The sequence below is a fragment of the Paraburkholderia sp. SSBN10T genome (assembly GCF_056619545.1).
In genome coordinates, this window is the sequence record NZ_JBWQQI010000033.1 from 14,892 (window position 1) to 37,066 (window position 22,175).

Genomic DNA, 22,175 nt, shown 5'->3' on the forward strand with positions numbered 1-22,175 from the left:
CGGCGGCGGCTCGTGAGCGCATGACGCCACGCCCGCGCCGGATCGTGCACACGCGGCGCATCTAGCGCACGGACACCCAGCGCGTGCCGATACCCTCGACGAGGCTCGCCGCGTCGAAGCGGTACGCCATCAACGCGGCCAGGCCTCGCCGGCCGTCGATCGAAGCCGGCGCGCTCGTGAAACCGTGCTTCGCGATCAATGCCGCTTCAATCGCATCGGCGGCGGCCTTGCCGGTTTCGAGCGTTCCCATCGCATGCGTCACGTTGTGCGCGAGGCCCGCGGCCTGGGTGGCCGCAACGCCCAGCGCGTGACGCGCACGCGTGGCGTCCAGACCGTACAGGCGCGCTGCGGCGAGCGCCGCGCCGAGTACGCCGATGGCCGACGCCGGGTTCCAGCGCGCGCGGAATTCGCTGCTGTCGAGTGCCGCGAGAATGCGCACCGTGGCTTCGATGCCGATGGCCGCGGCCTGCGCCATGTCGTCGCCGGAGGCGCCGATCGCCTCGCCTACCGTGACGACGGTGGCGAGCACCGGCACGTCGGGCGTTGGCGCGGCCGCATGGGCCAGCGTCGCCCCCAGCGTCCAGGCGCGCACGCGCAGTTCGGTGGGCGCGCTGCCTTGCGACTGCAACAGCGACGCCAGTTGCTTTGCGACCGCGTTGTCGGCATGCAGGTGCGAGCGGGCTTCGGCGAGGCGCTGGCTCGCGGCCTCGAGCGCAGCGGCAGCCGATGCCGCATCGAGCGGGCCGCACGCAAAGGCGGTCAACGCGTCGGAAACGGCAGAGTGTTGTGCGGTTTCATGCATGGTTCAGTTCCTTTTGCGGCGCGCAGAGCGCAAACAGGGTGTCGAGCGTAGGGGCGGCGTCGATCGTCTGGACGACCGTGGCGAGGCTCGCGGCCGTGCCTTCGCCGAGCACCGGGTCGATCAGCATGCGCACCTTGTCCATCAGTTCGTCGTCGGTAAGCGGGCGCGCGAGGCTGCCGCGCGCATGTTCGACGTGATGCTCGAGCACCGCGCCGCCCTTGAGCGTCGCGCGGATGAACACCTCGTCGCGATTCACCGACGCGTCCGGCGCGAGTGTCGTCAACGCGCGTACGCACCGCACGTCGTCCTGGACCACGCGGGCGTCCTCGTACTGCGCGAGGCCCACGCGCTTGTCGCACAGCGCGGCGGCCACGCCGTGAATCGCGCTGAAGCGCGCCTGCAGGCCGTCCTTCGGCTGCGGGTTGCCCATGAGTTCCGGCACGAGCGGATGGCAACGCAGCGTAATCGATTCGATATCCTCAACATGGTCGATGCGAGGGGCGAGGGCGAGGCCCGCGTCGATAGCCGGATGCGCGACGATGCCGCACGGGTACGGCTTGTACGTGTTGAAGAGCAGCTCCCAGCGCTCGCCGAACGCGCCATTCATCTGCTCGAAGTCCACGCGCGTGGACATGGAATGCGAGTAGCCGCCGGGCGCCTCGAAGATATCGGCGGCGGCCTGCTGGCCCGCCTGTGCGAGGCGTGCCGCGGCAATGCCGTTGGACGCGGCCTTGCCGGGGTGATACGGCTTCGTCATCGTGCCGAACGCTTCGCGCTGGCCGACGAACATCGAGGCAGCAATCGCCGCGGCCTGCGCAAGCTGTGCTTCGTTCAGGCCGAGCAGCAGGGCGGCGGTCACTGCGCAGCCAATCACGCCACAGGTGCCGGTAATGTGCCAGCCACGGTCGTAGTGCTCCGGCGAGATCGACACGCCCACGCGCAACTGCGCTTCGCAGCCGAGCGCGAAGGCGGTGAGGGCGTCGCGCCCCGATGGGTTCGTCTCCGGTGCGAGCGCTGTGATGACGGCAAGAATCGACGCGGCCGGATGGATCACCGTGGCCAGATGGGTGTCGTCGAAATCATCGAGATGCCCGGCAAAGCCCGTGGCGAGCGCGGAAAAATGCACGTCCACGCGCTCCTTGCGGCCCGGCACCGGCGCGCGCTGCGCGACACCGAGTTCCTGCGCGGCCGAGATAATCGCGTCCACGCCGGGATGGCGCGATGCACCGATGGATGTGCCGATCACATTAATGAGCGAACGTTGCGCTTCCTGCGCGACGTTCGCGGGCAGCGGGCGCTGCGCAAGGGCATACAGGCCGTGCGCAAATGCGGCGGCAATCGAACTCATTGGGACAACTCCTCAAGACGGACGCCGTTGGTGCGCGGCCCGAGGGCGCCCACCATTACGACGATGACCAACATCGCTGATGAAATCAGCACGAACACGGCGGGCACACCCGAATGCTTGAGCAGCGCCGCCACCCAGAAGCCGACGAAGATCGAACTCAGCCGGCTCCAGCTAAAGACGAAGCCGACGGCCCGCGCGCGGATGCGCGTCGGGTACAGCTCGGCCTGATACGTATGGAAGATCCCGATCAGCCAGTTATTGGCGATCGTCACGGCCGCGCCGCACAGCAGGATCGGCGCCGGTTCGCGCGCCATGCCGAACAGCACGCCCGCCACGGCGACCACGGCGGCGCAGCCCACCAGTTGCCATTTGCGCTGCACGCGCTCGGCGAAGACCATCGCGCCGATGGCGCCGAGCGGCGTGGCGAAGGCGATCACCATCGTGTAGAGCAGCGAATGCGTGAGCGTGATGCCCTTCGTGAAGAGCAGCACCGGGACCCATGCGCCGAACCCGTACACGCCGAAGGTCTGGAAAAAATTGAAGCACGAGAGCATGACCGTGCGCGACAGGTAGCGGCCTTTCCACATGTCGAGCCACGACCCGGAGCCTTCGTCGGACGTACGCGGACCGCCCAGCACGGGCGCGGCCAGCGCCTGCCCTGTTTCGGCAACCACGCGCCGCTCGATGTCGTCGACGATCGCACGCGCTTCCGGATGGCGGCCCTTGCTCTCCAGCCAGCGAGGGGATTCGGGCAAGCCGCGCCGCATGAACCAGATGAGCACGGCACCGACCGAGCCGATGATCATGACCCAGCGCCAGCCTTCGAGACCGAGAAACGTTTGGGGGACGAGGAGAAACGACAGCACCGCAACCGTCGGGACCGAGGTCAGGATGACGAGAATGCTGAATGCCGAATAGCGCCCGCGGGTGTGATTGGGCGTCAGCTCGGAAATGTAAGTGTCGACAGTAATGAGCTGCACGCCGATGCCGAGTCCGGCAACGAAACGCCAGGCGTCCATGCCGACCGGGGAAGTCTGGAAGGCCGCCGCAAACGTCGCAACCGAATAGATCACCATCGCGGCGGTGAAGACGGCGCGGCGGCCCAGGCGGTCGGTGAATCCGCCCAGCGCGACCGTGCCGACGAACATGCCTGCAAAAAACGAACCGAGGAAGCTCGCAAAGCCGTGCACGTCGAACATGCTCTCCGTCGTGGCGCGGTACAGGCCGCTATGGATAAGGCCAAGCGAAATGTAGGCGGCCATGAACATTTCATAAAACTCGAACCAGCCGCCGATGGCGATTCGCGCGACGAGGCCTCGAAAGTAGCGTGTCGGTGGCAGCCGGTCGAGCCGGGCGGATACGCCCGCCTCGACCGTGCCTGCCATGGCGACCTCTTTTTCCAGATACATGAAAGTCTCCGATGTTGTTGGGTACGGCCCATTCTTCTTAGTGTCGACACTTTGTGCAGTGTAAGCCTATGTACGGAGAAATTCCAAGGTAAACTCGGATAAGTGTATACACTATATAGAGCGGCGCGCCTCTCGTCCCGGCTCCTGGTGCTTGGTAGAATCAGCGCGACGGCGCGCGAGGCGCCTTGTTGGGACATCGAAGGAAGCAGGAATGAAAGACATTGACGCCGTGTTGGCGGACGCCGACAACACGGAAGCGGTAGGGAGCGAAAGCTCGTGCGTCGAGGAAATCGTGGACTGGGTGGCGCGCGGCATCATCGAAGGCCGCCTGTTGCCGGGAGACGACCTGAATTCGGTCGAGCTTGCCCGCCGCTTCAGCGTGAGCCGGACACCGGTGCGCGAAGCGCTGTTCGTGCTGCATCGCGAACGCATGGTGGACTGGTCGCCGCGGCGGCGCCCGCGCGTCGCGGCGATGAGCTTGAAGGATGTGCGAGAGATATACCACCTGCGGGCAATGCTCTACGCGGAGGTGTCACTCGCGATCGTTGAACTCGCAACGGGCGATGACATTACTTCGCTCTGGCGAGCACATGAAGTGCTGGCTAACGCCGCCGAACAGGGCGACGTCGATGCCTATTTCTGGGCCAATGTTGCGTTTCGCGACGAGGAGTTGCGCGTGAGTCGAAACGCGATCTTCAAGGAGGTGCTCGACTCCATGCGCATGCGGACCAATCGCATGCGGCATCTGAGTACGTCGCTGCCGGGGCGCATGCAACGCTCATGCGCGGATCACCTGCGCCTGTGCGAAGCCTACGCGGAGCGCGACGGCACGCTTGCCGCGGCGCTCAACCGTTCCATCGTGATGGGGGCGTTGAAATCCATCGAGAATATCTGGGTTGCCTGAGCGCGCTGCGCGTTTCGGTTGCTGCTACGGCCAGCCATGCGTGAACAGTCCGGCGCGCTGTGCCTCCGTGCAATGCAGCGGAAGGCAAGGTGGAGCTTGTGCATTTGATTTGACATAATATAAATTATCACCAGTTTTCATGTTACGGCAAAGCTGTAATGTCGTCCCTGGGCAAAGCTGAAACGTCGCATGGCATGCTGGCTGACCTTTGACGGGAGCCTCGCATGACGACATCCGGGACGGAAAGTCCAAACGCCGTGCATTGCTACAGGCGCCGATTTCATTTCGATGCAGCGATTCGTTCGATGCGTCGATCTGGAACCAGCCAGATGCCGGCAACCACGGCATACAGGAGGTCTGCGATGAGCGGCTTGTAGAAAGCAAGCGCGATAGCCAGCGCATAGATCGCAATGGAGAGCATCGCTTTCCGTCCCCCTTCAAGCGCCTTACCCAATTCGGAGTGGGCTCCGCCGTTGGCGCTGATCAAGACCCTCGACAAAGGAATCCACGAAATCGCAGTCATAAGCAGTACGAATCCGTAGAAAATCGTCGGCACTAACGCTCCATGTTCGTGAACTTCATTGAGCCATCCCGTTGCAAACGGCAACAGGGAAAGCCAGAACAAAAAGAATAGATTTGCCCACAGAACCGCGCCGTTGATGCGCTTGACCAGGTGCATCATGTGATGATGATTGTTCCAATAGATCCCGACATAGATGAAACTCAGGATATAGCTCAGAAAAATCGGCCAATTGGCAAACAGTGCCGGCCACGTTGCTTCGCTTGGCTCTTTCAGTTCAAGCACCATGATGGTGATGATTACGGCGATCACACCATCCGTGAACGCCTCCAGTCGGCCTCTTTCCACACCACACTCCCAATCTCGCTGGATTGTAAATCGCTTATTTCAGGTCGGATCTGTTCCTCAGGACATTCTATCAGCGCGGTTTTATCAGCAGAAACCTGATGTTTATAACCAGGGATGATCAGGTGGCAAGCCCTCGGCCTCGCGCATACACGCCGCATGGGCTAGTTGACTCCCTGATTCAGAACAATATCCTCTGCCCCAGCTCGAAAGTATCCTTGGGCCCATTCGCAGTTGGCACGCCGGACAATGTCCTGATCTTCGCTGTTTTCAACGCCCTCAATGACAACCGTTTGGGTAAGTTCGCGAGCCAGGTCAGCAAGACCACAGAGTCGCTCAACGTCAAGGCGGCCACTTTTCACGTCCTTCAGCAGGCACGCATCGAGCTTGACAATGTCAGGCGTGCCGATTGCTACTCCGTTATGCACGCCGTAGCCCACGCCAAAATCGTCAATCGCCAACCGGCATCCCAGCAAACTGAGGCGTTGAGAAAAATCCCGTCCGTTGGACGGGACGACTGGGGCGCTCTCAGTTATTTCGATAACCAGTCGCCGGGCAACGTCGGGCAGTCGTTGCAGCCTCTCAAAGATGGTTGTCCACCAGGGTGACGCTGTCGCGCTTTGGGCTGAGATGTTGCATCCGAGGACGAGATTGTCATCCGAGGTTAGTCGATCAATGACGGACGAGACTACAATCCGGTCAAGCTCGTGCATGAGCCCTGCCCGCTCGATACTGGGTATAAAACTAGCCGGCATCAAGGCGCAATTGGACTCGGGCAGAATCACCCGCGCGAGACACTCATGGTATAGAGAAACGTTGATGTTGCTGATACTGAAAACAGGCTCATATGAAAATGCCAGTTTCCCTCTCGCCATGGCTTCCAGCACCTGACTTGCATGCGTGATGTGCGTGCTTCCTTCCGACGCGGGAATTTTCAACACCTTCGTGCCCGGCTTTCCGTTTGTGCGCTCAATCGTTACTTCCAGCGCTGCGAGCGAGAGCAGACCGCCGGCAACACCAACCCCTTCGAGCAGTTTCTCCACAGATGCACTCATCCTTGAAAGGCTCATGTCAGCCCACAGCATATTGGCAATCCTGATGCACCCCGGGGCCAATTGGACGATCGTTGATCTGTCATCGGCAATATGTTGAAAGCGCTCCAGAAACTCACGGTCGATTTTCGTGGCAATATCTTTCACATATCGACGTTTAAGAGCATCTAAATTCGTTATCCTGATGATCATATCCAGCCAGTCGGAGCCGGAATGATCCGCCGGCAATGCGCTGAAATTCGAATCAGCCAAGATGATCTCCGCTTCGGAATACCCTGAATGAAACCGTACCAGGGGCGCTACGTCGCACCACTCACATGGCGCCGACCGACGAATCGAAAAGATGCGATTCCATCGAAACAATTAATCAATAAGCAATTCATAATTAATGGAATATCGTTGCATCTTGAAACGCAAAGTCGCGGCGGATCTTTCACCTGATGTCTTGCGTTGGGTTCGCCTTAATGCGCCGCGCCCCAATGAAATGCTGCCTGTCGACGGACAATCACGCATGCTGGTGGCGCATCGATGAGTGTCACAGACTCGCGTGGCCGGCTCGCCATTGTGTAGACGGTCAGCCCTTTTGCGAGCGTCGTAGCCTTATATCCGGACAGTTCCCCGTGCGCGATCTCCCTGCAAGCATGCGAAGCGCTGGATATCCGTTCGACAAGCATCGAACATCCGCCGCTCGATGAGGGCACAGTCGTCAATGACATTGCGGCGACCCCATCTGCATATTGCAGGCCAGATAACGAGAAAAACGGTTCGTCATCTGGTTTTTCGTTGTCCCAGTCAAGCACGATATCGGCATGCTGTGTGCCCGCAAACGTACGTTTCGACACCTGATCGACCGCCGTGTAGCAACGCCGAATGCCAACCGTTTGCGCCGCCCGCGCGAGTACCGTGGTGTCCGGCTGCGTATTGTCCGGGGGCAACAGCGATCCAGACTGTGCCATAGCAGCCGGAGCAGACAGCACAACGAAAGCGGCGAACAATACGATGAGAACGCCCCAGACAACGGAGAACCTAGCAGACGACCTCCCCTGCTCTCCGGTCACCCATCCTGGCATCGGACCGATATCAAGGCATGCCGCTTTCTGCTCCTCGTGAATGGTGCGACCACGTAAAGCAAACCCGACACCACAGTCAAACACCGGCATTCGCCCTTTGTCACTACGGGCCGCAAATTGCAGCAAATGACGAGGAGCAAGACGCCTGCTCCGGTCGCTATTGTTGACCACTCTCAATCCTCACTTCGACTCGTCGGTTGCTCGCTCTTCCTGCTGCAGTGGTATTTGCAGCGACAGGATCTGATTTCCCGAAGCCCTGATTGACGAATTGTTTTGCCTGCAGGCCGTGTTCTTTCAGATAGTCTGCTACCACGCGCGCTCGGCGCTTTGACAGATCAAGGTTGTACTCGTCAGAGCCAACTGAATCCGTGTAACCGTTAACGGTCACCGTATCGATCTGCCAGCCTTGTGCCTGACCGATCAGTTGATCCAGACGTTGTCTCGCTATGGGCTTCAGCACTGCTTTCGCGGTGTCGAAATTCGTATCGGCGTCCAAGGTGAGCACTTTCGGCAATGCCGATACTGCGGGCTCCGGCTTTACAACAGATGTGTCGGCGGCAGGCGCCATACCGCACTGGAACGTGATGTTCCGGTCATCAGGCTTGCTGCCCGACATACCGCTAAAGTGCGATTCGGCAGTAAGCATTCTCACAGGCTGATCCTTGCAGATTTCCTTCGCCTTCTTCTGACATGTCCCTGGTCCATCGAGCAGGCCGTAACAGGTCACCCGGTTAGCAGTTCCACCATCGGGCAAGACCACAGAATAGGCCGAAAATGTAGGATCGGATGCGCTCGTACAACCAGCAAGCCAAACCGCTGTGGCAAGCAGCGCTGCAAACTTTCGAATAACCATGGTGAAATCTCTTATGTTTTGTTCAACAAGGGATAACGGATCATTCGTGCAACGCGTCTGGATCGCGGCAGGCGTCCGGATGCGTCTGTGACGATCGATCACCACTGATAAGCGGCACCTACACCGTATGTGTATCCCGCATTGCCACCGCTCACGCCACCTCTCACCTTGAGGTTGTCCGACAGCCGCGCGGTGAAGCCCAAGGCTGCTGCGCTGTATCCCTGATAAGTGCCGCCGCCGATTCCCACCGCAATCGTCTTGCCTGCATCCACGTCAGGAATCATCGCCAATGCAGTCGCGGCGGCAACCCCCGAATAGGCCTTGCTGCTGACGTTGCTGACGTTCGACTGCAGCGCGTTCAGTTGAGACATGTTGACCGCATCGGTCGGATTGACGCCGGGCGCAACATTAGTAATCCTGCGCTCGCTTCCAGGGGCGCCTACTGATACCGTATTGGCTTCACTTGCGACAGAATTTGCGCCCAGCGCCACTGCACCCGAGGCCGTCACACTCGCCCCTTGTCCGATCGCCGTACCGCTGCTGCCAGACACCAGCGCACTGGCACCGACGACTGTTGCACCGCCCGCACTGGCAGTTGCCGCGCTGCCGAGCGCGATGCCGTTGCTGCCCGAGGATGACGCATTCGGACCGATTGCTATGGCGTTCGTGCCGGTTGCTCCCGTGCCGCTGTAATTGCCCTGCTGCTGGCCGCCGTCGTTCACGCCATAATAGTGAGCACTGCTTCCGGACGTAGAGGTTGTCTGCTTTCCGATCGTATCGGTCAATGATGCGATGCTTGATGTTGTCGACTCCGACAGATTGTCGATCGCCTCGATCGCAGAATACAACTGCGAACCGTTGACCGCATCCGTGCTCGACGCCGAGATCTGGCCGGCTGCAACGTTCGTGATCTGACGTTCCGCGCCAGGCGCGCCCACGCTGACGACGCTAACCGGCGACGCGCCCGCGAACGCGTACGCGGTTCCGTTGATCGTCACGCCCGCAGTCGGATTGGCTGCCGCCGTGACCGATCCGTAGCCCAGCGCGACGTCACCCGCATTGTTCGCGACCGCGTTCGGACCGATCGCCACGCTGTCCGAGCCGAGCGCCTGGCTGTCAGGCTGCGTCGAATTCGCATGGAAGTACTTGATACCGCCGCCGTTTGCGATGGAGCCGATCGTGCTGTTCAGATCTTCCACGGCCGTATTGGTCGCGTAAAGCTGACTGCCGTTCACGGCATCCGTGCTCGTCGAAGACAGTTGGCCAGCCGCCACGTTTGTCACCTGCCGTTCCGCGCCCGGCGCGCCCACCGACACTACACTCGTCGGATTCGCGCCGGCAAACGTGTACGCGGTTCCGTTGATCGTCACGCCCGCCGTCGGATTGGCTGCGGCTGTGACCGAGCCCGCGCCGAGCGCGACGTCGTTTTCGTTAGTTGCCGTGGCACCCGTTCCGAATGCGATCGCGCCCATTGCCGCAGCCGTCGCGCCGTTGCCGATCGCGACCGAGCCCTGCCCGCCCGCCGTGTTCGCATTGCCAAGCGCAATCGCGTTATACGCCCCTGCGGTGTTGTTTACCCCGATCGCCACCGCCGAGTTTCCACTGGCGGTATTGTTGATGCCGACTGCGGTACTCCACCCTCCAGTGGCCTGAGACAGCGCGCCGATGGCCGTGTCGGAATTATTGGTCGCCTGAGCCTGGTAACCGAGCGCGGTTCCCCATGCAGCAGAGGCCGTGCTGCCGAGGCCAACAGCCGTGGCATTAAGCCCACTTGCCGTTGCGTTCGCCCCGAGCGCCGTCGTGCCGCTGCCCGAAGCGTTTGCGCCAACCCCGGCGGCCAGCGAGTAGTAGCCCGTCGCACCGTCGTTGTTATAGTTACTTCCCTGAACACCGCCGTCATTCACACTGTAGTAATGCGTCTGATCCGAAGAAACCGTCTGTACCAGCGACTGCAACTGACTTACGTTCACTGCGTCCGTTGCATTGCTGCCCGGCGCGACGTTGGTGATCTCGCGCTCAGCGCCACTTGCGCCCACGCTTACCACGCCACTGGCTGTACCCGAGAGCGTGCCCGAGCCCGGGTTGTAGTACGACGTCTTGGCCGCTGCCACTGTCGTGTTTGCACCCAGCGCCACCGAGTTGTCGATCGTGTCCGTTACGTTGCTGCCCAGCACGAATGCGTTGTTCCCCGACACCGTGTTGTTGTTGCCGATCGAATACGATCCCGTGCCCGACACCGTGCTCGGATCGCCAAATGCACCACTGTTCGCTCCGGTGACAACATTGCCGTTACCGATGGCGACCGACGATCCACCCGTGGCCGTATCGTTCACGCCCAGCGCAACATTCGAACCGGCCCCCGTGCCCGTGCCAGCCAAAGCGCCCTCGCCCAACGCAATATCGCCAGGATCGTTGGCTATGGCCGCCGCTGTCATGACCGCACCTGTGCTCAGGTTTAGAGTACTGCCGCCGATGGCGATGCTGTTGGCGCCCGAAGCCTTCGCCAGAGTCCCGAGAGCAATGGCGCTAGCCTGGACGGCCTGGGCACCTACGCCCTGCGCGATCGAGGTTTCGCCCGAGGCGATGCTTTCCGGACCCACCGCCAGACTGAGTTCACCACTGGCATTGCTTGACACTCCCAATGCCACGCTGCTAGCACCGCTGGCGATACTCGAAGTTCCCAATGCCACGCTGCTATTACCGGTGGCGGTACTTTGCGTACCCAACGCCTCGCTATTTACGCCGCTAGCGATACTTAGGTAGCCTAACGCCTCGGCTTGATTTCCACTGGCTGTCGCTTGCGGGCCGATCGCCACCCCTCCCATACCGCTGGCAAGGGCCTGAGCTCCGAGGGCCGTGCTGCCGTCGCCACCGCTGGCCGTCGCAGCATATCCCACCGCCGTATCGGCGCTAACAAACGGCGAGCCGTTCGTGGAGATGCCTACGCCGAAATTTGCTCGTCCGGCAGAGGCGTTCGCACCCAGCGCGATTTCGCCCACATTCAAACCAGTGGCGATGGCGCCGCTGCCAATAGCCACACCGGAGCGTCCTGAACTCACCGCATTGATGCCCGCCGCCAAGGCGTTCGCACCCGTCGCGCCGTTGTCGTTGTAATTGCCGCCCTGTGTGCCCCCATCGTTGACACTGTAATAATGCGTCTGGTCCGCGCTCACCGTCTGCGCAAGCGACTGCAGCTGGCTCACATTCACCGCGTCAGTCGCATTGCTGCCCGGTGCCACATTAGTGATCTGACGCTCCGCGCCGGCCGCGCCCACGCTGACGATGCCGCTCGCCGTGCCAGACAGCGTGCCGGAGCCCGGGTTGTAGTACGACGTGTTCGCCGCCGCAACCGTCGAGTTGTTGCCGAGCACCACCGAGTTGTCTACCGCATCGGCTACATCGCTACCCAGCACGAACGCGTTGTTGCCCGACACCGTGTTGTTATTGCCAACCGAATATGACCCCGTGCCGCTTACCGTGCTCGGATCGCCAATCGCGCCCGAATCTGTGCCAGTCACGGTGTTGCGTGAACCGATAGCTATCGATGAACCGCCGGTGGCCATATCTGCAACGCCCAGCGCCAGGTTCGAGCCCGCGCCCGTTCCCGTACCTGCCCGCGACGACGTACCGATCGCGATATCGTTCGGGTCATTGGCCACGGCCCCAGCAGCGAACGCCAATGCGCCCTCGGCGGGCGCGTGCGCCTCCAGGCCTACGGCGATCGACAATTCTCCGGCGGCCTGCGCGCCGTCACCTTGCGCGATCGAGTAGTCGCCCATCGCCTTGGCAGCGGGGCCAATTGCTACGGACGCAAATCCCGAACTGGTCGACAGCGCCCCTATGGCGACCGAGACCACTCCGAGCGCCATACTTTCCCCGCCAATCGCCACGGCGGTGTTTGCGGTTGCTGATGCGCTATTACCTATGGCGACGGCGTTGGTGTCGTTCGCTGCCGCGCTCGGCCCTTCCGCGATTGAGTTAGAGCCTGTCGCTGACGCGCCATACCCAAGCGCCATTGCTCCATTCGCACTTGAGATGGCCTGGTTACCGATGGCTACGGCATTACTAACCGTTAGCGTGGCGCTGTTTGAAGAGGTCGTGCCTGTGGCTGCATCCGTGACTTCCGTGGTGGTACCCGCCTGGTTGCCGATCGCCACGTTGTTGCTGCCAATCACTGCGAGACCGGCGCCATTGCCCAACGCAACATTCGAACTTCCGGTCGAGCCTGCTCCGGCAAAAGTACCCATCGAAACGTTATAGGAACCATCCAGCGTCTGACCGGCGCCGAATCCGACCGCCGCGTTGTAGTTGCTCGGCAGAACCGTGCCAGCAGCGCCGTACCCAATGCCCAGGTCCGTACCGGACCAACTTCCGATCGCGACGTTGCTGTTGCCGGTCACCAGATTGCCGGATGAGTTGCCATACGACAAATTGTTGTTACCGTTGACATTCGAACCCGCGTAACTGCCGGTGGCCAGATTATCGTCGCCCGTGACGTTGCTGCCCGTTCCGATACCGATCGCGGTGTTGACGTCTCCCTTCACGTTTGTGCCCGCGAAGGCGCCAATCGAAATGGCAGAAGCCCCCGCCGCCTGTGCGCCATCGCCCAACGCTATAGCGCCGCCCTGGTTGGCCGAACCGGTTGCGCCCACCGGCGTGCTGTTTGCCGTGGCGCCGCTACCCATTGCTATATCCGCGGTGGAAGACGCAGTTGCACTGTTCCCGACAGCAACAGCCTGTGAGCCGGATGCCGACGCGCCCACCCCCACCGCCAATGAATTCGCCCCCGTTGCCGAACCTCCATCCGCCGCATACTGCGCCCATGCGACATGGGATGACATGACAAGCGGCGGCAACAGTGCAATAGAAAGCGCGATAACTGTCCGCGACAGCGCAGGCTTGCGGCGACCACCGATTATCGTGGGCCTATCGCTGGTCGCACACGTTGACTTGCCCCGGCAGCGGGCGATTTCGGAAACGGCGACTAGCTGTCCGAGCACCTGGCTCCAAATGACGTTGTAAACCTTGTTCATATGACACTCTTATTTAGTTTACCTAAGTTCATGGCAACCAGTTGCCAAAACAACCCATTCAAAAACATGACTCAATCTGGAAACAGAACGTATCGTCGATTCCTCAAATGCGTCAGGTTCTTTGTGGTTTTATTCAAGATCACCCTGGACCAATTGACGAATCAGCATTCCGTGGCGTCGCCCCAACTCAGTCGACTTACCGACGATGCGACGAGACACCTCTGCAGGGCAAACATGCATGGCATCGTCCAAACCCTTCCGCATGCCGTTTGACGCGGCGGAATTTGCCCCGCACAACCCCTCGGTCACGCCTGCGTCATACGCCATTAAATAAACGTCATGCGCACTCGGATCAAGTTGGGCCTCGAGGACAAAACCGACAAGCCCTCTAAAAATCGACAAAACCTGCGCCGTGTTGTCCGCGGGCTTGCGTTGATGCAAACCCGGCCCGATGTCGATCCGCTCGCCTTCGATGTCCCCTGACAAAAGGCGCGCAAAGATCAACTCATGCTCCTGCTTCGAACCACCAGCTTCATCAAGCCACGTGGCGAAATTGTCTTGTCCGCTCATTGCAATCCCCGTTTTATACGTATGCAACTACACGTCACGCGAACATCCGTGAGCAAGCCTCAGGGCAGATAAAGCCAAAGCCCCTCGAACAACAATGAGCAGTTTCGATGCAGATAAACAGGGACAAATGTTGGAAAAAAACGGTCCTTTGCGCAATGCTGCAATAGTTGAAGGGGTATTTTATGGAGCGCTTTGCGCAGCAAGCGTTTGGGTGAGCACGCCAGTGGCCGGACAAAAAGGACCGTTTATGTCCAGTACAATGCGCACAACTTAACAATGCCTGACAAAGCAAGACGATCAACAACATCCTGATGTGGCGGCAGAAAATTAGCGTCCGGCACATGGTGTCAAATGCACGCTAATCTGGGCCCAACATTCACAGCAAAATCCACTCAAGAACCGCATCCGGGACAGGCAAGCGGTCCTCGCCATCCTTGACCGCTAACGACACCCACTTTGAAATCTCTGCCTGCTTTTGCAAGCGGCAGTCGCCTCATTCGCATTGGAAACATATGAAAATCGGCTACGCACGCGTATCGACTGATGAACAAAATCTGAATCTTCAGGAGAATTCGCTGCGACACGCCGGATGTGCTCACGTCTACGCCGACAAAGGCATTTCCGGGACCATATTTAAACGACCAGGCCTTGACCGGGCTCTTCGTCGCCTGAAACCCGGCGACACACTAGTCGTATGGAGACTCGACCGCCTGGGCCGCTCCCTCCCGAAGCTCGTGGATCTCGTGACATCGCTCGAAGAACGGGCGGTACGGTTTGAATCGCTTACGGAAGCAATCTCCACCGAATCACCCGGAGGCACGCTGATTTTTCACATGATGGCAGCCCTCGCACAGTTCGAGCGAGCACTCATCAGCGAGCGAACCAAGGCTGGCCTCGCCGCTGCACGGCAAAGGGGAACCATCCTGGGACGCAGGCACGCACTTACGGCAAAGCAGCAGGCACAGGCGCTCAAGCTCCTCAATACCCTGCCAGCCTCAACGGTTGCAAAGAAGTTCAACGTCCACCCACGCACCTTGGTCCGGCTCAGACAGGCCAGCAAGGCCGGGGCGGACGACGACAACTAACACCCCGGCAGTCCTGTGTTGCGAAAGGACTCCCATCGCCAGGCACTGCGTCGATTGGAATATTAATAACCAGCCTGGTTTCGATTTTTTTGGCAAAAATCCTGCAAAACATGCATTATGTATATTTGTTAAAATAGCGAGGATTTAACTTTGTAAAATTATTCTCCATAACCCGAAGTGGGAACTGATGAAAATTGGATATGCGCGCGTATCAACGGAAGAGCAGTTTCTTGATCTTCAGTTTGCCGCTTTAAAAATCGCAGGATGCGACCACATTTTCTCGGACCACGGTGTCTCGGGCACGAAGCACGATCGGGAGGGTCTGAGCCTCGCTCTAAACGCGGTGCAGCGTGGCGATACCCTGGTTGTCTGGCGACTCGATCGACTGGGTCGCTCATTGAATCATCTCGTTTTGCTAATGAGCGATTTGCGAAGTCGCGACATTAATTTCACGTCCCTGAACGAATCTATCGACACCAACACGCCAACTGGCATGTTTATGTTTCACATGATTGCGGCGTTGGCTGAGTTCGAGCGCGCGCTCATCAGCGAGCGCACCAAGGCTGGGCTAGCCGCGGCACGCCATCGAGGCAGCAGACTGGGTCGACCGCGTGCGCTTAACGCAGAGGAGCTTGCTGAAGCAAGCGATCTCGTCAAGAGCTATCCCGAGGCTGTTGTAGCCAAACGTTTTGGTGTGCACCTCAAGACGCTGCGCTCAGCCCTGCATGTCCAGCGTCAGGAATCAGTGTGACGAGCCATCGGTCAGCGATAGCCCCGTCCAGTCTCGGCAAGCTGTTCCAGGCGATACCCGTAGCCATGGACCGGTGCCAGCAGATAGCCATTTTCCGGTCGCAGACCGAGCTTTGTCCGTAGGGCGGATATGTGTGTATCCATCGTACGTGACGAAGCGACAGCCGCTCGGTTCCAGACCGATTCACTGATGTGCACGCGCGAGAGAGGTCTCCCAATATTCCGGAACAGCAGCAGTGCAAGCGCGAACTCCCGTTCGGTCAGTTTCAGAGGCACGCCGTTTTTTAAGGCGCGCTGTGACGGTAAATCAAACTCAAAATTGCCAAATATCTCGTTCATGACAGCGGAATTGATCGGGTAAACACGGCGCAACAACGCAGGGACACGCGCGAGCAGTACGTCTGAAGTGACGGGTTCGATGAAATAGTCGTACGCTCCAGCGTTCAATATCGACGTGATGCCATCGTCATGGCCGTACGAGGCGAGGATGACGACTGGTAGACGCCGCAGTCTCGTTGGCTAACCCATTGCGGGACTGCCTTTCTTGTCATATCGGAGATATCGCAGTTGAAAGCCAACAGGTTGATGGTTTGCCGTCTGAGTGTGTGAACGAAATGAGGCAACATCTGCTATGTGCGTCGCTCTACCCGTTCGCTCACCCTCGTACGTCGCCACGGGCTAGCGCCGCGGTTGACGAGGACGATTGCAGTCTGTCAGGCGACTCGGCGTCGACTACGGTCATCGCTTCTCTCGCCAGAACGATAGCCTTGAAGGAGGCCCAGCCTTTTCATTTTTTTTAAACAATTTATTGAAAAACTGGAATTGTTAAAACTGAGCTGTAGACGTGCTCGCAGACCTGAGCCGCACGACGACGAGCAAACTATCTTTCAGGATAGCGAAGATGCGATAGATTTCGCTCCGCACCTGGTGGCCGTCCTCCAAAACAACAAAACGCGTACTCCAACGTCATCGCTCAAACCTTCTTCGCAGCGGTTCAGGCAGTAGCTCATCACTTTTCGATCGCCCGGATACCATGCGTCTGAAGACTCCCGTTTCGCCTGCTGAACACCGCGACATCACGCTGCGGACAATAACCAGACCATAGAAAATTGATTCGTCTATAACCGAACACGAATCCTCGATATTTCTCATTCGGATGATTCTGTTCCCCGCAGGATTAACTTATTATTCATTACGCTTAGCCGCAGGCAGTGAGGCTTGGTAAGCATCGCTGCAAACCAGCGATGACGGGCATGTTGGAAGCGCCTTACAAGGGAACTGCGCCGTGAACGGATCCGAAGTTCTTACCCACCATTTTCTCAGTAACGACCCTGAAGAGGTCGCCGATTTCATCGGCAAAATATATGCCGACAATCTGTTTTCTCCACAGCATGCCAGAAGGCAGGATGTCAGCATGGCTGGACACGAGTGGAACGGCGTTGGTATCTACGATGTCGACTACGAAATGCCCTTCAACTTTCGCTCTGAAGAAACACGCCCCAACTATCTGCTTGTCTCATGCAATCGCGGTAGCTCAACCTATACAAACGGAAAAACGGTCACCACCTGCTCCCCGGGAGCGGTACTCCCGATCTCCTCGACGGGTCTATCCGCGTGCATAACGGGAGCCGAAGGCTTCGGGCACATTTCCGTTATTGTCGATGCGGAGGAGGTCAACCGTTTTCTGGCTCAATGGGTCGGACGTCCCCTGACGGAACCTGTTCGACTTGACCTTAAGCCGCTCTCCCCCGATGTAGCGTCGCAGTGGAACATCGCCGCGAATTGCCTGCATCAAATGATGACGATGTCTCCCGTACCCGACGCGGCAGCCCACTCGCTGCATGAGCATATGATGAAAATGCTCCTAAGCGGTCATACCAATAGCTACAGCACACTGCTGTCAAGCGACCATTGCGCCGAGGAACGCATGGCACGCTCGGCTGTCGAAATGATCCAATCCGATCCAATGCACTGGAAAACTCTCAGTGCAGTTGCATACACGCTCGGTTGCGCGACGAATACACTTGAAAATGGCGTCCGGAGGCTCATCGGGAAAAGCTCGGCGGAGATTTTCTACGAGGCCCGCTTGGACCGTGTCAACCTGGCCTTGGCAACGGGAGATGGCCGCAGTTTCGTTGGAACCCTGCAAGCCTGCGGTTTCACTATTTCCAACCGTTTCATTCGTGAGTACAGCCGCAGGTTCGGCGAACTCCCCAGTGCAACCTATCGAAGAAATCCGCATGCCACCGACATCATCCAGTCCCCACAGGCGATTTCCGACACACTCTGCCAGCGTACGATCAACAGCTTCATCGATGCATCCCTCGGCAAGTCCATTAGCCTCACCGATCTCGCCCAACTGGTCGGCATGACTGAATATTCAACAATCGTCGCATTCAAGGAGCGCTTCTCGCGCACCCCCATGCAGTATGTTATTGATCGGCGCCTGACACGCGCCCGGTGGCTGCTGCGCCACACCTCTGCGAGCATCCTCTCGATAGCGCTGGAATGCGGATTCAACACGCAAAGCTATCTTACGACGATGATGCGAAAACATATCGGCGTCACCCCACATCAGGTCAGGATCTCCGGTCGTGAATCCCATTGAGACTGTTTCTCATGGCCCGAGGCACGGTTTCAAAATCGCCTCAAACCATTCGATGAAGACATTCAGCCTGCGTGAACGTTGCCGCTGGTGCGGATAAAGCGCCGATATCTCCATCGGAGTAGCCCGAAAACCTGGCATGACTTCGACCAGTTCCCCTTGATCCAGCAGATGCTGCACATCAAAACGCGGAATCTGGATCAGCCCTAAGCCCGCCCGGCAGCAGGCAATGTAACTCTCAGCACTATTGACGACGACCCGGCTAGGGACTGGCATCTGCTGCCTGCCATTGGCACTCGGGTATTCCCACGCGAGTTCTCTCCCCGTCGCCGGGGATGCGTAGCCGACGGCCCAGTGTCCCGAGGCAAGATCCTGCGGCCGCTCCGGCATGCCAAATTCACGCAAATAGCTGGGGCTAACGCAATTGATTAATGCAATGTGTCCTAGCGGACGCACGACCAGGCTGCTGTCGCGCGGGTCGCCAACCCGCACTGCACAGTCCACGCCTTCGCGAACCAGGTCGATGGTACGATCTGTCGACCCCAGCCCCAGCTGCAGCCTGGGGTAACGCCGCAGCAAACCCGGTAATGCCGGGGCGATCAACCGTCGCGCAATACGACTGGGCACGTCGACATTCAGCCTTCCCGAGACTTGACGCTGGCGGGTCTGAAACAACTGTTCGATATCCTCCGCATCGGCCAGCAACACTTTTATGCGGTCGAGAAACTGGGCGCCATCCGAAGTGAGGCGCACCTCGCGCGTCGTACGATGCAGCAGCCGGGCGCCGATGGTCGACTCCAGTTGCTGGACAGCGGCTGATACCGAGGCCCGTGGCCGGTCCAGTGCGTGAGCGGCCTTGATGAAGCTGCCCATTTCAGCGACCTGAATAAAAACGCGATATTGGTCGAGTTTGTCCATCCTCTCCTTTGCAATCCGGGCGATAGATCACGAAAAGCGGAGCCGCTCAGGAAAACACTCTCAGATTCCTGGCAATGTCCTTGCCGGCATAGGGCGGAAAGACATCGAGCTCAAGATCAGGATTGCCGATCAACATGGCCTTGGTGTTGCTCAGTGCATCGAAGCCGGCCTTGCCGTAATACTTGCCCATACCGCTGTAGCCGACACCACCAAACGGCAGACTGTCGATCCAGCAATGCAGGTTGGTCTGGTTCACGCAGCCACCGCCAAACGACAGGCTGCCCAGTACGTAGTCGATGTTCGACTGGTTTTTACTGAAGACGTAAGCGGCGAGTGACTTCGGCTTACGCTTCATAATGCCCATGATCTCCTTCAGGTCGGTATAGGGCATCACCGGGAGAACTGGCCCGAAGACTTCCTGCTGCAACGCCGGATCGTCCCACGTCGACGGATAGAGTACGGTCGGCTCGACATAGCGCGCCTTGATGTCGGAGCGCCCGCCATGCACGACTTTCTCCGGCAGGATGTACGACGCGACTCGCTGCGCGTCATGCTCGCTGATCATGCGGGCGAAGTCGGGGCTTTGTTGTGGGTCAGCGCCGTACATCCTGACGATCGCCGCCTTGAGCTTGCCGATGAACGCGTCGGCAACGCTTTCATGGACATAGACGTACCCCGGCGCGATGCACCATTGACCAGAAATCGCATTGTGTCCCCACGCGATGCGATCGGCGGCGATGTCGAGGTTGGCCGTCTCGTCGACGATGGTCGGGTTCTGGCCACCCAGCTCCAGGATCACCGGCGTCAGGTTCTCGGCTGCCGCGCGCATCACGATCTTGCCAACGGCCGAACTGCCGGTGAAGAAAATGAAGTCGAAGGGCAAGGCAAGCAGATCGGCAATCTCCTCGCGCCCACCGGTCACGACGGCGACATTCTCCGGTTCGAAATACTGAGGCACGTATTTCTGGAACAGTGCCGCCGTTGCAGGTGTTGTATTGGCGGGTTTCAGCGTCACCGTGTTACCGGCGGCTAACGCGGCAATCGCCGGATCGAGCAGCAACAGGATGGGAGCGTTGAACGGTCCGATTACCAGCGTCGCGCCATACGGCTCCTTGAGGATCAGGCCACGATTGCCGGTCGCTTCCAGCCCCTTCGGGATCGCTACCGGCTGAGGCGCCATCAGTTCCTTCAGGTTGTCACGGTAGTACCTGATATTTCCCATCGGCACCGTGATCTCGAACCGTTGTTCGAACGGCGGCTTGCCAAAATCCTCGTACAGCGCGGCGCAGAACTCGTCCTGGTGATGAAACAGCATCCGCTCCATGCATTCGAGCTGCTCCATGCGCCATTCGTAGGACCTGGTGACGTCACTGTGGAAGTGATTCTTCTGGATATCGAGGATCGACTGGAACGGGTTAGCCATGACAATGAAACCCCTGCGAACGGAAAGCGGCCGCAAGAGAACCCGCGGCCGGGATGGGACGGCTTACTTGGTGGTATAGCCGCCGTTGATCAGGATCGTCTGACCAGTGATCCACCAACCGTCGCTGACAAGATGACGAATGAACGGGACCACGTCCTCGATGTCGGTCAGGCCTGTCTTGCTGAATGGGGAGAGCGCGGCGGCCGTCTTGTGGTACGCCACCGCATCGGCGCCTTCGGCCGGGTAGAAGAATGGCGTGTCCATCGGGCCGGGACCGACCGCGGTGACCGAGATGCCGCGTGCGCCAAATTCCTTGGAAGCTGCACGGGTATAGTGCTCGACCGGCGCCTTGGTGCCGGCGTAGGCAGCGTAAAACGGCGTGAACGCACTCAGCAACGAAGTGACAACAGTGACAATCTTGCCGTTGTCGTTGACATGTTTGCCGGCTTCCCGCAGGAAGAAGAAAGCGGTTTTGGAGTTGACCGCCGTCATCTGGTCGTATTCGGCTTCGCTGATTTCGGTGAACGCCTTCTTCAGAACCTTGCCCACCGTGTTGATCGCGATGTCCGGTTTGCCGACCGCGGCAATGGTGTCGGCAAACAGCTTCTCGACCGCGCCGGCAGTAGTCAGGTCAGCCTGGAGCGCGACTGCCTTCGCACCCGCATCCTCGATGGCGGCGACCGTCGCCTCGGCGTCGACCTTGCTGCTTGCGCTGTTGTAGTGGACAGCGACAGCCTTGGCGCCCTGCTTCGCCAGGTCACGAGCGATCAGACCGCCCAGATTCTTGGCGCCACCCGCGACGAGAACGGTTTTGCCTTCGATTGAGTGATTTGCCATACGAGCTCTCCTGGATTGTTCATCGAGGTTGAAGCTTAACCGGACCCCGAGAGGCAGATAAGCCCACGCCATCTGGATTAACAATCCACAAAACCCGACTAGTGGCAGGAAGGAACTTGAAACTGGCGTCTATCTCGAGATCGCGCCACGAATAAATCGGCAGAAGGATATGCAGCCAACGACTCAGCGCGGCCGACGGCAAGCACGTGAACCTATGCGTGGCTCAGGCCACGTCGAGCGGCACGCGCCAGGTCTGCGGACTGGTCCATGACAGGTCCGTCAAGCGAGCGTGATTCGGGCTCGCCGGAGGATGGTTGAACGCATCGCCAACAGGACCACGGGGCGAAACCTTCCGGCCGCCGGCATCGAGCCGGTTGATGATTCCGGCAAGCGTACCGTCGGCTTGCCACTCGTCAAAGCGGCGGGCGCAGGTCGGGCGTGACGGATACCGCCCAGGCAACCTGGACCAGCCCTGCCCGGTCGATAACGCCCACAGCACCGCATTGACCACCGCGCGTGGCTCCACACGCCGTCGGCCGGAGCGCTCAGGCGGCACAGCTTCATTGCAGAATAACCCCTCGATCAGGACCCATTCGCTGTCGCTCAAGTCGTCAAACTGAATCATGTCGTTTCTCAGCAAAGCTCACCTGG

Annotated in this window: 19 protein-coding genes and 1 pseudogene; 5 read left to right on the plus strand and 15 right to left on the minus strand. The window is 59.4% G+C overall.

The window, feature by feature from the left end; all coding sequences use genetic code 11:
• Positions 1-61: 61 nt before the first annotated feature.
• The 3 genes from AC1ECK_RS33675 to AC1ECK_RS33685 are packed head-to-tail and all read right to left on the minus strand — an operon-like array spanning position 62 to position 3,559.
• Positions 62-802, minus strand: a complete 741-nt coding sequence (locus AC1ECK_RS33675; protein WP_480327131.1) for an MmgE/PrpD family protein — start codon at positions 800-802, stop codon at positions 62-64.
• A complete protein-coding gene (locus AC1ECK_RS33680; protein ID WP_480327133.1) occupies positions 795-2,150 on the minus strand; it encodes an MmgE/PrpD family protein in 1,356 nt (451 codons plus the stop codon). The genes AC1ECK_RS33675 and AC1ECK_RS33680 overlap by 8 nt, the downstream gene beginning before the upstream one ends.
• Complete coding sequence (locus AC1ECK_RS33685) at positions 2,147-3,559, minus strand: MFS transporter (RefSeq protein ID WP_480327135.1); 1,413 nt, start codon at positions 3,557-3,559, stop codon at positions 2,147-2,149. Before AC1ECK_RS33685 ends, AC1ECK_RS33680 begins: the two co-directional genes overlap by 4 nt.
• Before the next feature lie 211 nt (positions 3,560-3,770).
• Between AC1ECK_RS33685 and AC1ECK_RS33690 the strand changes: the two genes are divergently transcribed.
• On the plus strand, positions 3,771-4,463 hold the full coding sequence (locus tag AC1ECK_RS33690; protein WP_480327137.1) for a GntR family transcriptional regulator: 693 nt from the start codon (positions 3,771-3,773) through the stop codon (positions 4,461-4,463).
• A 280-nt stretch (positions 4,464-4,743) separates the two neighbouring features.
• Here AC1ECK_RS33690 and AC1ECK_RS33695 read toward each other — a convergent pair whose 3' ends face one another.
• From AC1ECK_RS33695 to AC1ECK_RS33725, 7 genes and pseudogenes are all read right to left on the minus strand, one after another.
• Positions 4,744-5,331, minus strand: a complete 588-nt coding sequence (locus AC1ECK_RS33695) for a TMEM175 family protein (RefSeq protein ID WP_480327139.1) — start codon at positions 5,329-5,331, stop codon at positions 4,744-4,746.
• A gap of 161 nt (positions 5,332-5,492) precedes the next feature.
• Entirely contained in the window at positions 5,493-6,632 is a 1,140-nt protein-coding gene (locus tag AC1ECK_RS33700; RefSeq protein WP_480327141.1) for an EAL domain-containing protein, read from the minus strand.
• Positions 6,633-6,841: 209 nt separating this feature from the next.
• Complete coding sequence (locus AC1ECK_RS33705) at positions 6,842-7,621, minus strand: hypothetical protein (protein WP_480327143.1); 780 nt, start codon at positions 7,619-7,621, stop codon at positions 6,842-6,844.
• Complete coding sequence (locus tag AC1ECK_RS33710) at positions 7,608-8,303, minus strand: OmpA family protein (RefSeq protein ID WP_480327145.1); 696 nt, start codon at positions 8,301-8,303, stop codon at positions 7,608-7,610. Before AC1ECK_RS33710 ends, AC1ECK_RS33705 begins: the two co-directional genes overlap by 14 nt.
• Positions 8,304-8,401: 98 nt before the next feature.
• Positions 8,402-12,988 carry a beta strand repeat-containing protein gene (locus AC1ECK_RS33715; RefSeq protein ID WP_480327218.1) on the minus strand — a complete coding sequence of 1,529 codons (4,587 nt, stop codon included), beginning with the start codon at positions 12,986-12,988 and terminating at the stop codon, positions 8,402-8,404.
• Positions 12,989-13,027: 39 nt separating this feature from the next.
• Positions 13,028-13,336: pseudogene (locus AC1ECK_RS33720) on the minus strand (ESPR domain-containing protein); the annotation flags it as partial.
• Between the two features lie 129 nt (positions 13,337-13,465).
• Positions 13,466-13,906: a hypothetical protein gene (locus tag AC1ECK_RS33725; protein ID WP_480327147.1), complete on the minus strand. Its 441-nt coding sequence runs from the start codon at positions 13,904-13,906 to the stop codon at positions 13,466-13,468.
• A 94-nt stretch (positions 13,907-14,000) separates the two neighbouring features.
• Here AC1ECK_RS33725 and AC1ECK_RS33730 point away from each other — a divergent pair, with 94 nt between their 5' ends.
• From AC1ECK_RS33730 to AC1ECK_RS33740, 3 genes are all read left to right on the plus strand, one after another.
• Positions 14,001-14,180, plus strand: a complete 180-nt coding sequence (locus AC1ECK_RS33730) for a hypothetical protein (protein WP_480327149.1) — start codon at positions 14,001-14,003, stop codon at positions 14,178-14,180.
• Positions 14,181-14,418: 238 nt separating this feature from the next.
• Positions 14,419-14,991, plus strand: a complete 573-nt coding sequence (locus AC1ECK_RS33735) for a recombinase family protein (RefSeq protein WP_480327151.1) — start codon at positions 14,419-14,421, stop codon at positions 14,989-14,991.
• A 187-nt stretch (positions 14,992-15,178) separates the two neighbouring features.
• Complete coding sequence (locus tag AC1ECK_RS33740; protein ID WP_480327153.1) at positions 15,179-15,742, plus strand: recombinase family protein; 564 nt, start codon at positions 15,179-15,181, stop codon at positions 15,740-15,742.
• Between the two features lie 11 nt (positions 15,743-15,753).
• On the opposite strand, the gene AC1ECK_RS33745 is transcribed toward AC1ECK_RS33740, so the two are convergent.
• Positions 15,754-16,080 (minus strand): winged helix-turn-helix domain-containing protein, encoded by a 327-nt coding sequence (locus AC1ECK_RS33745; protein WP_480327155.1) that lies wholly within the window; start codon positions 16,078-16,080, stop codon positions 15,754-15,756.
• A 946-nt stretch (positions 16,081-17,026) separates the two neighbouring features.
• On the opposite strand from AC1ECK_RS33745, the gene AC1ECK_RS33750 reads away from it, so the two are divergent.
• Positions 17,027-18,349 (plus strand): helix-turn-helix domain-containing protein, encoded by a 1,323-nt coding sequence (locus tag AC1ECK_RS33750; protein WP_480327157.1) that lies wholly within the window; start codon positions 17,027-17,029, stop codon positions 18,347-18,349.
• 9 nt (positions 18,350-18,358) lie between these two features.
• Here the strand turns inward: AC1ECK_RS33750 and AC1ECK_RS33755 are convergent, their stop codons facing one another.
• The 4 genes from AC1ECK_RS33755 to AC1ECK_RS33770 all read right to left on the minus strand — a co-directional run bounded on the left by AC1ECK_RS33755 (position 18,359) and on the right by AC1ECK_RS33770 (position 22,149).
• Complete coding sequence (locus AC1ECK_RS33755) at positions 18,359-19,264, minus strand: LysR family transcriptional regulator (protein ID WP_480327159.1); 906 nt, start codon at positions 19,262-19,264, stop codon at positions 18,359-18,361.
• Positions 19,265-19,310: 46 nt separating this feature from the next.
• Complete coding sequence (locus tag AC1ECK_RS33760; RefSeq protein ID WP_480327161.1) at positions 19,311-20,687, minus strand: aldehyde dehydrogenase family protein; 1,377 nt, start codon at positions 20,685-20,687, stop codon at positions 19,311-19,313.
• A gap of 63 nt (positions 20,688-20,750) precedes the next feature.
• Positions 20,751-21,524: an SDR family oxidoreductase gene (locus tag AC1ECK_RS33765; protein WP_480327220.1), complete on the minus strand. Its 774-nt coding sequence runs from the start codon at positions 21,522-21,524 to the stop codon at positions 20,751-20,753.
• 223 nt (positions 21,525-21,747) lie between these two features.
• Complete coding sequence (locus AC1ECK_RS33770) at positions 21,748-22,149, minus strand: transposase (protein ID WP_480327163.1); 402 nt, start codon at positions 22,147-22,149, stop codon at positions 21,748-21,750.
• Positions 22,150-22,175 lie beyond the last annotated feature (26 nt).